At 59.3% G+C, this 14,244-nt stretch carries 16 protein-coding genes; 1 reads left to right on the top strand and 15 read right to left on the bottom strand.

All coding sequences use genetic code 11. The features are described from left to right. Positions 1 to 66 precede the first annotated feature (66 nt). Positions 67 to 1,431: an ABC transporter substrate-binding protein gene (locus tag AF71_RS10085; RefSeq protein ID WP_169681206.1), complete on the bottom strand. Its 1,365-nt coding sequence runs from the start codon at positions 1,429 to 1,431 to the stop codon at positions 67 to 69. Between the two features lie 286 nt (positions 1,432 to 1,717). On the opposite strand from AF71_RS10085, the gene AF71_RS10080 reads away from it, so the two are divergent. After that, complete coding sequence (locus AF71_RS10080) at positions 1,718 to 2,764, top strand: substrate-binding domain-containing protein (protein ID WP_169681204.1); 1,047 nt, start codon at positions 1,718 to 1,720, stop codon at positions 2,762 to 2,764. On the opposite strand, the gene folD is transcribed toward AF71_RS10080, so the two are convergent. From folD to AF71_RS10010, 14 genes are all read right to left on the bottom strand, one after another. Next, the gene (gene folD, locus AF71_RS10075; RefSeq protein ID WP_169681202.1) at positions 2,743 to 3,642 is read right to left on the bottom strand and encodes a bifunctional methylenetetrahydrofolate dehydrogenase/methenyltetrahydrofolate cyclohydrolase FolD; all 900 of its coding nucleotides are present in this window, start codon (positions 3,640 to 3,642) and stop codon (positions 2,743 to 2,745) included. The genes AF71_RS10080 and folD overlap by 22 nt on opposite strands. A gap of 117 nt (positions 3,643 to 3,759) precedes the next feature. After that, positions 3,760 to 5,490 carry a succinoglycan biosynthesis protein gene (locus tag AF71_RS10070; protein WP_169681200.1) on the bottom strand — a complete coding sequence of 577 codons (1,731 nt, stop codon included), beginning with the start codon at positions 5,488 to 5,490 and terminating at the stop codon, positions 3,760 to 3,762. Between the two features lie 87 nt (positions 5,491 to 5,577). Next, the gene (locus AF71_RS10065; protein ID WP_169681316.1) at positions 5,578 to 6,381 is read right to left on the bottom strand and encodes a WecB/TagA/CpsF family glycosyltransferase; all 804 of its coding nucleotides are present in this window, start codon (positions 6,379 to 6,381) and stop codon (positions 5,578 to 5,580) included. Positions 6,382 to 6,698: 317 nt separating this feature from the next. Next, complete coding sequence (locus AF71_RS10060) at positions 6,699 to 7,205, bottom strand: membrane protein (RefSeq protein WP_025659519.1); 507 nt, start codon at positions 7,203 to 7,205, stop codon at positions 6,699 to 6,701. Beyond that, on the bottom strand, positions 7,205 to 7,570 hold the full coding sequence (locus AF71_RS10055) for a hypothetical protein (protein WP_018856813.1): 366 nt from the start codon (positions 7,568 to 7,570) through the stop codon (positions 7,205 to 7,207). The genes AF71_RS10060 and AF71_RS10055 overlap by 1 nt, the downstream gene beginning before the upstream one ends. A 17-nt stretch (positions 7,571 to 7,587) precedes the next feature. Then, complete coding sequence (locus AF71_RS10050) at positions 7,588 to 8,154, bottom strand: rod-binding protein (protein WP_025659520.1); 567 nt, start codon at positions 8,152 to 8,154, stop codon at positions 7,588 to 7,590. A 31-nt stretch (positions 8,155 to 8,185) separates the two neighbouring features. Next, entirely contained in the window at positions 8,186 to 8,599 is a 414-nt protein-coding gene (locus AF71_RS10045) for a hypothetical protein (RefSeq protein WP_018856811.1), read from the bottom strand. Positions 8,600 to 8,603: 4 nt separating this feature from the next. Beyond that, the gene (gene fliR, locus AF71_RS10040) at positions 8,604 to 9,356 is read right to left on the bottom strand and encodes a flagellar biosynthetic protein FliR (protein WP_018856810.1); all 753 of its coding nucleotides are present in this window, start codon (positions 9,354 to 9,356) and stop codon (positions 8,604 to 8,606) included. After that, the gene (gene flhA, locus AF71_RS10035) at positions 9,353 to 11,440 is read right to left on the bottom strand and encodes a flagellar biosynthesis protein FlhA (RefSeq protein ID WP_169681199.1); all 2,088 of its coding nucleotides are present in this window, start codon (positions 11,438 to 11,440) and stop codon (positions 9,353 to 9,355) included. Before flhA ends, fliR begins: the two co-directional genes overlap by 4 nt. An 88-nt stretch (positions 11,441 to 11,528) precedes the next feature. Next, positions 11,529 to 11,795, bottom strand: a complete 267-nt coding sequence (fliQ, locus tag AF71_RS10030) for a flagellar biosynthesis protein FliQ (RefSeq protein ID WP_018856808.1) — start codon at positions 11,793 to 11,795, stop codon at positions 11,529 to 11,531. 63 nt (positions 11,796 to 11,858) lie between these two features. Then, positions 11,859 to 12,299, bottom strand: coding sequence for a flagellar hook assembly protein FlgD (flgD, locus tag AF71_RS10025; protein ID WP_018856807.1), 441 nt, complete (start codon positions 12,297 to 12,299; stop codon positions 11,859 to 11,861). Next, positions 12,290 to 12,739 carry a flagellar biosynthesis repressor FlbT gene (gene flbT / locus AF71_RS10020; RefSeq protein ID WP_018856806.1) on the bottom strand — a complete coding sequence of 150 codons (450 nt, stop codon included), beginning with the start codon at positions 12,737 to 12,739 and terminating at the stop codon, positions 12,290 to 12,292. Before flbT ends, flgD begins: the two co-directional genes overlap by 10 nt. After that, complete coding sequence (gene flaF / locus AF71_RS10015) at positions 12,736 to 13,083, bottom strand: flagellar biosynthesis regulator FlaF (RefSeq protein ID WP_007530128.1); 348 nt, start codon at positions 13,081 to 13,083, stop codon at positions 12,736 to 12,738. The genes flbT and flaF overlap by 4 nt, the downstream gene beginning before the upstream one ends. 36 nt (positions 13,084 to 13,119) lie before the next feature. Beyond that, complete coding sequence (locus tag AF71_RS10010; protein ID WP_169681197.1) at positions 13,120 to 14,241, bottom strand: flagellar hook-associated family protein; 1,122 nt, start codon at positions 14,239 to 14,241, stop codon at positions 13,120 to 13,122. Positions 14,242 to 14,244 lie beyond the last annotated feature (3 nt).

Here is a 14,244-nt window from a genome sequence, read left to right as displayed (position 1 = left end):
CTCCCAGTATCCGGCCATGTATTTCAACCATGCCGCCGCAACCGACGGCATGGAACTCAGGCGATGTCACTTGATCGCGTCCCAGGCACCCTGAATTTGCTTGGCGGTGTCTTCCGCAGACTTGCCACCAACGAAATCGACCATGCCTGTCCAGAATGCGCCCGCGCCGATCTTGCCAGGCATCAGGTCGGAACCATCGAAGCGGAAAGTCGTCGCAGTCGTCAGGATCTCGCCTTCCCGCTTCATCTGATCGTTTGCATAGGCTGCCGTGTTGACGCCCTTGTACGGCGTCAGGAAGCTGGACTGCGCCATCCAGACTTCGTGTGCGATCGGCGTCTTCAGGAATTCAACGAACGCCCGGGCGGCCTTGGAGTCCTTCGTGACGGTTACGAGCGTACCAGCGCCCAGAACCGGCTTGCCGAGATCGGCATGCGCCGCATAGGTCGGCATATAGAAGAAGTCGGCATCCTGACCGAGCTTCGTGCCTTCTGGGAAGAAGGACGGAATGAATGAAGCCTGGTGATGCAGATAGCACTTCGGCGGCACGCCGAAGAGACCCTTCGGGCTGTCGCGGAAGTCGGTCGCAGCTACGGCTGCAACGCCACCGCTGACATACTTCTCGTTCTTGGCGAAGGAGCCGAATTCCTCGATCGCGGCAACGACGGCCGGATCGGTGAACTTCACTTCGTTGGTCGTCCACTTGTCGTAAACATCAGGCTTCTGCTGGCGCAGCATGATGTCTTCGATCCAGTCCGTTGCCGGCCAGCCGGTCGCACCACCGGAGCCGAGGCCGATGCACCACGGCACGCCGCCGTCCTTGACGATCTGGTCGGTCAGGGCATGGAGCTCTTCCATGGTCGTCGGGACCTTGTAGCCTGCTTCCTTGAAATTCTCCGGCACATACCAGACAAGCGACTTCACGTCGGCCTTGTATGGGAAGGCGTAGAAGGCTTCCTTGCCGTCCTTGCCCTTGTAGGTGCCATAGCCAACCCAGCTGTCGCCGGCGCCATAGTTTTCCTTGACCCAAGCAGAGGTCTCATCGCCGAGCGGCGTCAGGAAGCCCTTGCCGGCGAGGTCGGCGAGAAGGCCCGGCTGCGGCAGGATCGCGATGTTCGGCGGCGAGCCAGCCTGCGTGTCGATGACGATCTGCTGTTCATAGTTTTCCGAAGACGAGTACTTGGCGTCCACGCCGGTCGCTTCGGTGAAATAGGCCAGAATGCTGCGGAAGAAGGCTTCGTCTTCACCGCGCCATGGCCCGAAGATGGTCATCTGCTCGCCCTTCAGGTCGGCATGAGCAGCCTTGAAGTCGTCGTAGCTCTTCCAGTTGAACTTCGAATCCTGCCCGGGGGCAAACTTCAGATCGGCAGCCGACGCGGCACCCGCAGCAAGAAGCGCCGCCGCGGCAACGCCCATCAAAAACGTCTTTCTCATGTGATCAACCTCCCATCACAATCCCAACCGCACTTTTGAAACTATTTGGATGCCGTTCCAAAGCGCTTTGACAAATGCACTCATTTCACTTTCGATGGAAAAGAGTCAAGCTATTTCGCAAAAAGGGCAGCAGACGCGGCCCTGTTATCCCCGAAGTACCGACGCCACACCCTTGGGAATATGGCGCGATTTTGCTTGAGTCAAGCGGTGCAGCTGCTACATAATTGAAAGCGCTTTGGATGCCATTTGGAGCTGGCGGCCAGTGCGAGCGGAGGAAGCATAACACGTGAATCTCAAACAGCTATCGGAATTGCTTGGACTGTCGCAGACGACGGTAAGCCGCGCATTGAACGGCTACCCCGAAGTCAATGAGGCGACGCGCGAGCGCGTGCTGCAGGCCGTCAAGGAAACCGGATACCGTCCGAACAAGGCGGCCCAGCGGCTTGCGACCGGCAAGGCCGGTTCCATCGGCCTCGTAATGCCAACCGCTCCCGACCACTATTCGGACGTCCATTTCGGCGAATTCCTGACGGGCCTCGGCGAGGAGGCCGTGCGCCACGACTTTCATTTCGTGATCATGCCGGCCGATCCCAACGACGAAGTGGGCGCGCTGAGGCGGCTTGCGATCAGCGGCAATGTCGATGCGCTGTTCGTCGCCTATATGCGCGGCCATGATCCGCGACTACCGATGCTGAAGTCGCTTTCGATGCCCTTCCTCGTGCATGGCCGCTCCTTCGGCTCCGAGCCGGACTATCCCTACCTCGACATCGACAATGAAGGCGCTTTCTACGATGCCGCGCGCCTGCTGCTTCAGCTCGGCCATACGCGCTTTGCCCTGCTCAACGGGCCGGAGCATCTCGACTTTGCGATCCGTCGCAAGAACGGAATGATTGCCGCACTTTCAGAGCGGGGATTGTCGCTTCCGGACGATCACATGAGCCACACATTAATGACGGACGAGCTTGGCCAGACCGCAATGGAGCGCTTTCTGCAGATACCGGAGCGGCCGACGGCCATCCTCTGCTCCAGTACGGTGTTGGCGCTTGGCGCGATCCGCGCCGTAAACCAGGCCGGCCTGAAGCTCGGGGAGGAAATCTCGCTGATCGCGCATGACGACGTCCTGCCACATCTGAAGCCCGAGAACTTCTCGGTGCCGCTGACGACGACACGATCCTCGCTTCGGGCGGCAGGCGTGCGCATCGCCCAACGGCTCATCGGAACGATCAAGCAGGAAGGGCCCTTCCCGGAGCAGGAGCTCTGGAAGACCGAGCTGATCGTCAGGGCCTCAACGGGCCCTGCTCCACGGCAGGATCAGAATGTCGGCGGTGTCTGACCGGCGGTGCGATGGGCGGCAATGACGGTGTTGGCCATCAGCATCGCAATGGTCATCGGGCCCACACCACCCGGAACCGGCGTAATGACATCGGCGACCCTTGCCGCCTCTTCAAAGGCGACATCCCCGACCAGACGAGTCTTGCCTTCACCTTTCTCGGGAGCCAGAATGCGATTGATGCCGACGTCGATGACCGTGGCGCCGGGCTTCACCCAATCACTCTTGACCATTTCCGGCCGGCCAACGGCGGCAACCAGAATATCCGCATTGCGGCAGACAACGGGCAGATCCTTGGTGCGCGAGTGAGCGATGGTGACCGTCGCGTTGGCGTTCAGCAGCAACTGCGCCATCGGCTTGCCGAACAGGTTCGAGCGGCCGATGACGACGGCATTCAGGCCGGAGAGATCTTCGCCGTGCGTGCGGCGCACGAAGACCATCGCGCCGGCTGGCGTGCAGGATACCAGGCCCGTTTCAAGGTCGCCGGTCGCAAGCTTGCCGGCATTGACGACGTGCAGACCGTCGACATCCTTTTCCGGCAGGATCGATTGGATGATCGGTTCGGATTTCAGATGCTTCGGCAGCGGCAGTTGCACAAGGATGCCGTGGATCGAGGGGTCGTTGTTCAGTGACGCGACGAGTGCCGCCAACTCATCCTGCGTGGTCTCGACAGGCAAAGTGTGCTGGACGGATTTGAAGCCGCATTCCTTCGCCATCTTGCTCTTGGAGTTGACGTAGGCGTGGCTGGCCGGATCATTGCCAACGATCACGACCGCAAGACCCGTCTTGACACCGCTCTGCTTGTCCAGCGCCGATGTCGCCGCCTTCACCGTTTCGATTACGGAAGCTGCGACCTGTTTGCCATCAATCACTGTCGTCAAGACTATCTCCTGCCCTTGCTTTCGCCCATTGTAGCCGGTGGCGCCCAGCGCGATTTGCCTGTCCACGCCCTATCCTGCCTAAAATGGCAAATGCAAGAACAATCGTGTCGCAGCTGGTCAGGATGCCGCCTGCCGGGTACGCAACCTGTCGCGCATGGCGGCGAGCTCCGCGCGTATAATGTCCACTTCCTGCGGCATCGCGGCAGGCTCAGCTGCCGATGGCGCGACGACAACCGGCTTCGGGGCGGGAGTGGGCAGCGACGGTTCCTTCCTTGCGGACGCCGTGAACCTGGCGCGCGCTTTGAAAGACACTGTCGCAAGACCAAATGCGAGGCCAGCAAAGGCGCCGAGCAACGTGGGGAGCCAGCCCTCCTCCGCCGGCACTGCGGCGACCTGCACCGCCTTCTGCAGTCGCAGGCTGCCGGCACCAGGCGTCACCGCTCCGGTCGTGATCGCATCCTCAAGGCGCTGGCGTGCCGCACTCGCCTTGTCGCGAAGCTCGGCGAGTTTCGCCAGGTCGACACCCGTATCCTTGCTTTGCGCAACCAGTGCATTGCGACTGTCGCTTAGCTGCCGCTTCTCGACTGTCGCCTGCTTCATCTCGTCGGTCGTTTCGCGGAGCAGCCGGGCGATGTCGTCACCGATCGCTGCTTTCAAGCCGTCGACCTCTGCCTGCTGAGCTTGCAAGCGGGGATGGCGGGGACCGAGATTGGCCGACAGCTGTGAAAGAGACAGTTGTGCCGCCACATACTTGTCGCGGCGATCGACGAGCGTCGGCGACATGAGGTCCGCATCCAGCGTACCGGCAATGACATCGCCAACCTTCGCCGCCTTCAGACGACGGGCCCTTTCCTGGGCAGCAGCAATTCGCTCGTCCCCTGCCTTCAGTTCCGCGTCCATGCTCCCGATCTGCCGCTGCAGATCGATGGCAACCTTCACGTTGCCTTCGCCACTTTTCTGCGTGAAGGCCGTAAGATCGAGTTGCGCCGCGTCGGCCGCCTTCTTCAGCGACCCGTCTTCGGCCGCGGCCTTTGTGGTTCCTGAGCCTGTCACGACAGACGCCAGGTAGTTCGCAATGCGCGCGGATTTCTCGGCGCTGCCGGTCGTCACCTTGAAATCGATGGTGCCGGCGTGAGGGTCGCTCGTGGTGCGGATCGCGGAAACGAGCGATGCTTCTGCGTGCGAAAGCGGATCGGCGGCAGCGCCATCGGTCGAAAGCAGGTCGACAGCCACCGCAAACGCATCCGAGGAGAGGCCGAAAAATTCCGGATCGCGATCGAGTTTCAACGCAGCGACCGTTGCCGCGATCGCGTGGGAAGACCGAAGCGTCTTCTCGGCCGCTTTAGCGACGGCCGCACGGCCTTCGCCGTCACCTTGGACAGCGAACACAGCGTCAGCGCTATAGCGCGCCGTTTCGGCCGGGATCAGGGCACCGCTCGCCGCGCCCAATGCGGAGATGAGAGCAACTATCGCAAGTGGCTTCAGACGCTGCGATTTCGGTGCACTGTGTTCGGTAGGCAGCGTGGCCACGTTCGGGGTCGCTGTCGCTTCTGTGGCGCATGTAACTTCCGAAGGCACAACAGAGGACGGATCGATCGCGGCAGCCGCTGCATCGTTCGCAGCCTCGAGCCGCTTGCCCAGGATCGTTTCGATGCGGCTGACAAGCGGCGGCGGCGCCTCGGCATCACGGCTGGCCCGCTGCCGCTCGAGCGCACGCTCGATCACCCCGAGCAATTCTGCCTCCGCAGCCGGCATCGCGGCCGCAGTTTTGGATGGCATCGCCACACGCTCGCCCTCGACCGCCACAGGTCGGCGGAAGGCTTGGCTTCTCGGGTTGTTGTCGTACATCGCCAGATCTCATGCGTATGAACGGTCGAAGCCATCCGCGAAAGCGGACGGGTTAACCAACACTAAAAGTTCATGGCAAAGAAAAGGTTAACTGGCGGGCCTTGCGTCGGTCAGTTCCGTATCCGCATGCGGCGTTCCGTCGTACCGGAGGGCGTAGTACAGGAAGGCAGCAAAGCCCAGGCCGGAACGAAGGCCAGGGCGCGCCGGCCATTGCGTCCAGCGATAGGCGCGTTCAAGTCCCACCGTCCGTACAATCTTCGGCACGGGGCGGATCATACCGGCCACGACATCGAACAGGTCGCCGACAGCAAGCACCAGGCGAGCGTGATCCGCCCGGATGTTCTCTTGGATCCATTTTTCCTGAAATGGAGTGCGCGCTCCGACGACGAGTATGTCGAGCATTTGCCCGTCGATCTGATCTACGATCCGCGACCTGCCTTCTGTGTGGGAGAGGGTGTCGGAAATGACGGTGAACTCGTGCCATGGCGCGTGCCGACGGAATTTCGCTGCAGTCAGGCGAGCCTCTTGAGGGTTCGTGCCGATAAGGCCGATGCGGCGCGGTATCTCCATGAACGTCAGCAGCGCCGGCACGAAATCGGCGGCCCTCAAGCTGGCAGGGAACGGCGAGCCATGCGCCACCTTCGACGCGATGTTGAAACCTGGACCATTGGGAAGCAGCAGGTTTTGTGCAAGAACGGCGCGATAGTCGCTGTCGCGCAGCGCCATGAGCATGTTGCGCGCGGTGACGAAGGAAACGGATGTCTGCCCGACCGGTATCGACAGGAGTTCATTGAAAAGCACCAGGGCGTCATCCCAGCCTAGGTCGCAGACCGGCAGATCGAAAATCGCGCGGCGCGACGACAAGACCGCGAAATTCGCGATCAGGTTCATGCCGGTTTCCTGACGATAGTGTTTCATGCGCATGCATCCCCGAACAGATCACATAGCCGCACCAGACGATTCAACATCGACCGGTGGCGTTGGCCTGGGAGCGCATGAGAGAATTCCGAGAAACAGAATGTCAGTGCACAGTCAGCCCATCGGGCCGGTCTTGTAACAGCGCGATTTCAACTATCTCTTAGGAAAACCGTTTGAATTTCGCCCCTTGGTGGAAGGAATTATTAACCGTCTACAGTCGGCACAAAAACGCAGAAACGGCGCCCCAAGGGCGCCGCTTAAAGCAAGGACCGAGTCACTCTCTGGCAGCTTTAATCCGCTACCGGTTCCGGAGCGACGACGTTGACGGGCTTGCCCGTCCTCTTGTGTTGTCCGGAGTCACTCGTCTTGGGGAGGTAGTCGAGCTGTTCCAGCATGACCTGCTCGATATACTCTCCACCCAGATGCTGGTTGACGTCCTTCTTTATCATCTCCCGAAAGGCGTTCGGATCGAAGGATTTCATGTTGGAGATGTCGATCATCTTGTTGCCGACGAGCAATGTAAAGAGCTCGTCGGTCGTCATTTCCGTCAGAGGCAAGGACACGTTCTTCACCGCGTCCTTGTTCATCATGAAAGAGATCCTGCCGAGGAAGTAGCCGGTAATTGTACCGTCGGCGATGATCGGCACGGTGATCGTCTCGCCCTTTACAAGCTCGAGCTGGCTTTGCTTGGAATCATCGGGGGCCGGCGCAGGTGCCGTTGCCATGTGCACCGAGAAATAGACCGATGCCAGCGTGATCGCGCAAACCCAGACGCCTGTCAGAACGAGCTTAATCATCAAGCGTCACGTGCTACGAATTGCTCTTGGGAATAGGTGCCGTCGGCGTCCGCATCCTGGACTGCATTCTTCAGGAGATCGGCAACGGTGCGGACCGCTTCCAGATGCGCTTCGACGCGCCGTGCGTTCAGCACCAGCTTCTTCTTGAGCCCATGCAGCTGATCAAGATGCGTGGCAGCCAGTTCCTTCGGGTCTGTGTCGCGGAAGAGCATCGACAGCTCGTAGAGGCAGCGGCTCTTGTGCGTGTTCGACACCTTGAGATCGAACTGCGGATCGTTGCCGATACGCGTGTTCTCGTTGTCGATGATCATTTCGAGGCGTCCAAGAACCGATTTGATACGATAGTCGTTCGAGATTATTTCCATTTTTGTCCTCGATTTTCTCAGGCGTCATTGGCGGACTTGTTGTCCGCAGTTGGTGTACCGAAGGTCTTGCGCTGGAAGTCGTCGATCATGCTCATCGCCATGTTGCGATCGTCCTGATCGGTGGAAGCGTTGGCGACCTTGCCTTCCTGCTTCTTCAGCGCATCGTGATAGAGCTGCTTGGCAATGCCGATGCCGTCGCCCTTCGAAATCTCGTTGCCGAGCTGTTCGGCCATCATGCCCTTCCAGATATCACCGGTGGCACCCTTGCCGTACACTTCTTCGCTGTCGTTCGGCAGCATGTTCTTGATGAAGTTCTGCAGGACCATGGCCTCGAACTTGCGGTAGGTTTCCGGCACCTCTTCTGTCTTGGTGCTGCGGTTTTTGCTGTCGCTCAAACCGGTCTTGCCCGCGGCGCGATCGAGAATATCGACGGCCGAGGTAAAGCCGTTGCCGGCTTCGGCGAGACTGTTGGCGGCAAACGCCGCCTGGTTTGCCTTCAGTTTTTCCTGGGCTGCCTGCACCTCGAGCGGGTCGGCAGCTTTGACAACATCCAGGACCAGATCACTCGGAGGTGAAATAGCCAAGTCACAATCCTCTTGATTAAGATTGTGACGATTATGATTTTTGAAGCTTGCTGGAGGCTGGCGTACCGAATTTTTGATCGATGAGATCATAGACTGCGTTGTCGGCGGCTTCGCGGCGCTCGGCCTCGAGCGCCTCACGCATGCCGTCTTCCAGGCGATCGCCCTTGGCGCGTTCCTGAACAACGCGCATTTCGTGAATCTGCTGCATGCCGATCAGCTGCTTGTCCTTGATCCCCAATCGGTTGAAGCGATCCGCATAGCTTTGCGAGAAGGCATGATGGACCGGGTCCATGGAGCCGAGCGCCAGGATGACGCTGTCCATTTGCTCGTTGACTTCCGACCGCTGACGGCTCGTTTCGGCAAGGTCGAATTCAGCCATCTGCTCCAGATGACGTTGAACCGCCACGAGGCGTTTCAGTTTCTGTGAGCGCGTCTTGTCCACCATGTCGCTACCTGCCGATGAACACGCTGGCGAAGGATTGGCCGAACTGGCTGACCAGCGCCGCCACTGAGAAATAGAACAGGAACAGGCCGCCGAGAAGCAGATAGGGCGTCGAAATGAAATACACCGGAATCTGCGGCGCCAGCTTGTTGATGAAGCCGATCGCGATGTTGAACATCAGGCCGTAGATCAGGAAGGGGCTTGAGAGCCGCAGCATGATCATGAATGTCGATGACAGCGTGTCCGTGAACGAGATCAGCGTGCTGCGCATCTGCAGGATGCCTCCGAAGGGCATCGACGTGTAGGAATCGACCAATGCCCGGAAGACGACGTGATGAAAGTCCATCATGAACAGGATCATCATGCCGGCAAAGGTGATGAACCCTGAAAGGCTGCTTTCCGGTGAATCTTCGAAGATATCGCCCGCGCTCGGTTGAGTGTAGCCGACCATCATCGCAATCACGCTGGCTGCGAACTGCAGGCCGAGCGTGTAAAGCCGAGCAAGCATGCCGTACATGACGCCAACCAGCGACTCGCTGAAAATGTAGCCAATATAGGTGGCGTTCGAGGTGTGGACGATCGGATAGACCGTTTCCCAGAGCACTGGAAGGATCGCAAGGGATAAGGCAGCTGCAATGAAAACCCGCAAGTGCGGTGCGACACGGGCAGACGAAAAGCCGGGCATCACCAGAACACAGCCGCCGATCCTGCAGAAGATCAGGAACAGCGCCAGGACGGTCCCTTGCGGGTCTGTTATCATGAAATGGAGCCCAGAATCTTTATCTCGATGCCCTTGGCCAGCTCGACATGCGACAGGACCGGGAGCGTTGCGAACAATCGTTCGATGATCATGCGCACATAGGAGCGTGTTTCCGGCGAGGTGACAAGGGCGAACGGCAGGCCGCGATCCATGAATTCACGGATAACTTTCGTCGCCTGCTCGCTGAACTCTTCGAGCATGCGCGGGTCGATGTCGAACTCGATGATCTCGCCCTTGTTGTCGCGCTTGAGCGCCTGATGGAAGGCGAGATCCCACTTGTTGCCGAGTCGCAGCACGCGAAGCACGCCGTTGTCCGCGAGATCGCCGCAAAGCTGCTGCGCCATGCGAACACGCACATGCTCGACAATCTGCTCGGTCTTGCGGACATGCGGCGCGAGTTCGGCGACGGCTTCCAGGATGAGGTGCAGGTTGCGGATCGACACACGCTCGGCGAGGAGCAATTTCAGCACGGCCTGCAGGCCGGAATAGGACATGTGCGACGAGCAGATCTCGTCCGCCAGCTTCTTGTATTCCGGATCGAGCCTGTCGATCAGGACCTTCACATCCTTGTACGACAGGAGCGCCGGCAGATTGTTGCGGATGACTTCGCTCATATGCGTCAGGACGACAGAAACGTTGTCGATCGGCTGGAAACCCTCGCGCTTCAGATCGTCGGCGAATGCTTCGAGTATGGAAACCGCCGGCATGCCGAAGGCTGGTTCGCGAATCTCGTCGCCCGGAATGCTTGGCTTGCGGCCGGAGCCGGTGACAACAAGAACTTCGCCAACGCGCAGCATGTTGGACGCGACCGTCGTACCGTGGATTCGGATCTGATAGGACTTCTCGGCAATGCCGATATCGTCCGTGACCTTGATCTCCGGAACAACGAAACCGTACTGCGTCGCGAACTTCTTGCGCATCTTGCCGACGCGGAAGGCAAGCTCCTGGTGAGCGCCGAGCAGGCGTGTCGACACCATCTTGCCGAGCGCGAGCTCGATTTCCGATGTGCGCAGCACCGACTTGACGGAATCCTTTTCGAGTTCCTTGTTCTGGACGACCTTCTTTTCTTCCAGCTCGCGGCGAGCCCTGTTCTCCGCCTCGACCTGGCGGGGAATGAACCAGGCACCAAAGGCCAGAAGACCGGACAGGAACATGAAGGGCACAAATGGCAGACCCGGCATCAGGCCGAGGATCGCCATCAGAACCGCAGAAACAGAAAGCGCCCGCGGATAACCGCTGAGCTGGTTGACGACTGCCTGTTCGGTGGAACCGACGGTGCCGCCGCGCGACACGAGAAGGCCGGCTGCGAGAGAAACGATGAGGGCCGGCATCTGCGAAACGAGACCGTCACCAACCGAGAGCTTGACGAAGACGTCGGCGGCTTCGGAGATCGGCATTCCATGGCGGAAGTAACCGATGATGATGCCGCCGAAGACGTTGATGCAAGTGATCAGCAAGCCGGCAATCGCGTCGCCGCGAACGAACTTGGACGCACCGTCCATGGCGCCGAAGAAGGAGCTTTCCTCTTCCAGCTCCTTGCGGCGGCGCTGTGCTTCCTTCTCGTCGATGATGCCGGCCGAAAGGTCGGCGTCGATCGACATCTGCTTGCCGGGGATCGCATCGAGGGTGAAGCGCGCGCCGACTTCCGCGATACGCGTAGCACCCTTGGTGATAACGATGAAGTTGATGGTGATCAGGATCAAAAAGACGATCAGACCGATCACGAAGTCGCCGGACATGACAAGGCTGGCAAAGCCCGCGATGACACCGCCGGCGGCATCATGACCCTCGTTGCCATGCGATAGGATGACGCGCGTCGTCGCGATGTTCAGCGCCAATCGCGTCATGGTCGCGATCAGAAGAATGGTCGGGAAGGACGAGAAATCGAGCGGCTTCTGGATCCACAGCGCCACCATCAGGATCAGCACCGAGAAGGCGATCGAGAAGGCCAGTCCCATATCGATCAGGAACGGCGGGATCGGCAGGAAGAGCACGCAGATAATAACGATGATGCCCATGGCAAAACCGATATCACGTACGCTAAGTCCGGCTTTCGGGAGGGGGAGTGCAGGAGGTTGCGCCATTTCGATTCCGTCTCTTCATGAGAGGTGCGGGCATGATGCCCACCAATTCGGAACGAGACTTAAATGGCGAAGCTTGCGCGAAAGTGGCTCAGAAACCTGACTGAATGCGCGAAAACACCAGATTGGTGAAAATCGAAATCTGCGATCCGACGAACGGAGCCGAGATGCCGATGGTGACGAGGACGGCCACGATCTTCGGAACGAAGGTGAGTGTCGCTTCTTGAACCTGCGTCAGCGCCTGGAACAGCGCGATGATCAGACCGACGATCATGGCCGCTGCGACCGCCGGGCCGGCGGAAACAAGAACGGTCCAGATCGCTGCCTGGAATAGGTCAAGTGCATCAGCTTCATTCATTGCAGGCAACCTCATATCGCCTTGCGGTCCGTCCGGTGTGGCCGAACCGCCTTGTCATTTCAACTAGCTCGAAGACGATGTGTCGGTCGTCGTCGGAGCCTTGTCGGCCAGGGTGATTCCCGCCTGAACGAGAATACTACCGCCATCCGTCGTCGTCGCAATGATGCCGTCGGAATAAACCTTCACCGACGCAACCGTGCCCTTCACGCTGCCGTCAGCGCTGGTCATGTACTTGCCGATGTAGCTGCCAGCCTGCGTCAGGCTGGAGCTCGCCAGCAGCGTGTCCAGCTTGCTGTTCGTCTGGATCGTCTGCTCGACCTGCGAGAAGCTCGCCAGCTGCGACATCTGTTCGCTCGCGTCCACCGGATCCGTCGGATCCTGGTTTTTCATCTGCGCGATGAGGAGCTGCAGGAAGTTGTCGTAGTTGAGCGTCGCCTTCTGTTGCGCGCTCGAGGTGCTCGACGACGAAGAACTATTGACGTTTGAGACGCCGTCTACCGCCATGGTGCGATCTCCTTGCGAATCTGCTCGACCATCGTCGGGTGCATTTCTTGGTTGTTGAGAATGCTATCCTCGATCGGATAGAGACCGCGGATCGCCTTCAGGGCGTCGAAGGCGCGGCCGGTCGAAACGAGACCGTCAACGCGCTTCAGTTCGGCGAGGACTTCCTCGTTCTTGAAGCAGGTCAGCAGCATCGTGATCGACTTGCGGAACATCGCGGTCGACTGATCCTTGCCTTCCGGATTGATGAGGATCATCTGCGCGATGAAATAGAGCTGGCGCAGAGGCGTCGTCGCGTCTTCCGGCTGGAGGACGTGGTTTTCGAGAAGGAATGTTACATCATTCAGGAATTCCAGCGCGACCTTGCGATCGACGCGCAGGACCGCACCGTTGATGAAGATCTTTTCCCCGGCTTTTAGCGAGATACGAAGTGTGCTTTTCATTTTAGTCCATCCCTGATGATGGTGGTAACGTCGATAATGCCTTGGTAGTTTGTCGATTGCCGGCGCCTGATCCGATCGCACTCCTTCAAGATCCAGATCGCGATGGAGATGAGGTTGGCCCGCAATTGGATCTCAAGCTGGTTGTCCGGATGCTTGAGATCCTCGATAAAACTTACCCAAACGCGCCGGGTGTAGAACAATGCATCAATGGCTTCCCGGCTGTATTTCTCTTTGTCTCGCGCAATCGACAGCAGCTCTATGGACCGGTCGAGAACTTGACGCTCCCGCTCCTTCGCATCGGCCACCGAGTCCTCCATGATCTCGGAGTAAGAGAACTGATACATTCATGCATCCTTCTTTGTCTTTCGTACCTTTGATCATCAAAGGTAATTCACGAGACTCAACTGCTGGATTTTCGATACGATGGTGTAGGCGGTCTCCAGCTGAGTCTGGAGGGTATTGACCAGCGTCGACGCTTCCGACGTATCCACGCCCTGAAGATCGACGAGCTTGTTCTGAAGAATGCTCGACTGTGCATCGAGAGCGTCATTGGCCTTCTCGACGCGCTCCTGCGAAAGGCCGAGTTGGCTCGCCTGGGTCACGATGCCGGTCGTGGCCTGCGCGGCATAGCCAATCGCCGTGGAGGTGACCTTGCTCAGTGCGTCGGCGCCCAGATTTTGGCTGGCCAGCGCCGACACTGTGATCGAAGCCAGCGCGAAGTAGCGCATGCCGTCCGAGTTGGAATTGGTCGACGACGTGACGACTTCAGAGTTGCTGATGCGGCTCGTCATGTTCTGGTTCGAAGCAGCCGACCAATCGCTCCAGGCCGGCGGCGTGACGTAGGCCGCGGGTGCAACCGGGGTCGGTGCGCCGGGCGGCGGGAATGCAACCGGTGTGGAGGTGCTGTTGAACGTGTCCTGGGAGAACATCGGCTCAACGAAGTTCGTGATGAAGGTGCCCATCTCGGCGCCGGTCAAAGAGCTTACCGGCTTGCCCAGGCCGCTCGCGTAGGCTTCGAGGTTCGTCTGAATGGCGGTCGTTGCGGCATTCTGTTGGTTGGTGAGCGGCTGCACATCGGTGTTGATACCCGAGAACAGGTACTCGCCGTTGAGCATCGAATTGCCCGTGTCCATCAGCTGCGAAAGCGCGTCGCCGGCAGATTGCATGGCCACCGCGATGCTGGTCTTGTCCTGGCTTCCCTGAAGCGCGGTCAGCTTGGAGACCAGTGCGTCGCCGGCCGTCTTCATACTGTTGAGGCCGAGCTGCGAAGCTTCGAGACGCGCCGATACGATGGAATTGCTGCCCTTGAGGGCCTTGATGCGGCTGACCTCAGCTGTGAAATTCACGCTCTTGGCTGCACCAGAGCCCAGGGAGGCGCCGATGTCGGCGTAAACGCCCGTTGTCGCCTCGAGAGACGCGGTTACCAATTGCTTCTGCGACTGGCGGATCGTCAATCGCATTGCGTTCTGAATGGCCGAACTAGAAATAAATGAACTTTTCATGGC

The sequence above is a fragment of the Rhizobium sp. 57MFTsu3.2 genome (genome assembly GCF_012932765.1).
GTDB classification, from domain to species: Bacteria; Pseudomonadota; Alphaproteobacteria; order Rhizobiales; family Rhizobiaceae; genus Rhizobium; species Rhizobium altiplani.
Note: the sequence above shows the minus strand (reverse complement) of the source record. Positions and strands in the feature narration are given on the sequence as shown.

What these genes read in the sequence shown, in the direction of transcription:
- AF71_RS10085 (WP_169681206.1), bottom strand. Translation starts at nt 1,431, where the DNA reads ATGAGAAAGACGTTTTTGATGGGCGTTGCCGCGGCGGCGCTTCTTGCT.
- AF71_RS10070 (WP_169681200.1), bottom strand. Translation starts at nt 5,490, where the DNA reads ATGTACGACAACAACCCGAGAAGCCAAGCCTTCCGCCGACCTGTGGCG.
- AF71_RS10065 (WP_169681316.1), bottom strand. Translation starts at nt 6,381, where the DNA reads ATGAACCTGATCGCGAATTTCGCGGTCTTGTCGTCGCGCCGCGCGATT.
- AF71_RS10060 (WP_025659519.1), bottom strand. Translation starts at nt 7,205, where the DNA reads ATGATTAAGCTCGTTCTGACAGGCGTCTGGGTTTGCGCGATCACGCTG.
- AF71_RS10055 (WP_018856813.1), bottom strand. Translation starts at nt 7,570, where the DNA reads ATGGAAATAATCTCGAACGACTATCGTATCAAATCGGTTCTTGGACGC.
- AF71_RS10045 (WP_018856811.1), bottom strand. Translation starts at nt 8,599, where the DNA reads ATGGTGGACAAGACGCGCTCACAGAAACTGAAACGCCTCGTGGCGGTT.
- fliR (WP_018856810.1), bottom strand. Translation starts at nt 9,356, where the DNA reads ATGATAACAGACCCGCAAGGGACCGTCCTGGCGCTGTTCCTGATCTTC.
- flhA (WP_169681199.1), bottom strand. Translation starts at nt 11,440, where the DNA reads ATGGCGCAACCTCCTGCACTCCCCCTCCCGAAAGCCGGACTTAGCGTA.
- fliQ (WP_018856808.1), bottom strand. Translation starts at nt 11,795, where the DNA reads ATGAATGAAGCTGATGCACTTGACCTATTCCAGGCAGCGATCTGGACC.
- flgD (WP_018856807.1), bottom strand. Translation starts at nt 12,299, where the DNA reads ATGGCGGTAGACGGCGTCTCAAACGTCAATAGTTCTTCGTCGTCGAGC.
- flbT (WP_018856806.1), bottom strand. Translation starts at nt 12,739, where the DNA reads ATGAAAAGCACACTTCGTATCTCGCTAAAAGCCGGGGAAAAGATCTTC.
- flaF (WP_007530128.1), bottom strand. Translation starts at nt 13,083, where the DNA reads ATGTATCAGTTCTCTTACTCCGAGATCATGGAGGACTCGGTGGCCGAT.
- AF71_RS10010 (WP_169681197.1), bottom strand. Translation starts at nt 14,241, where the DNA reads ATGAAAAGTTCATTTATTTCTAGTTCGGCCATTCAGAACGCAATGCGA.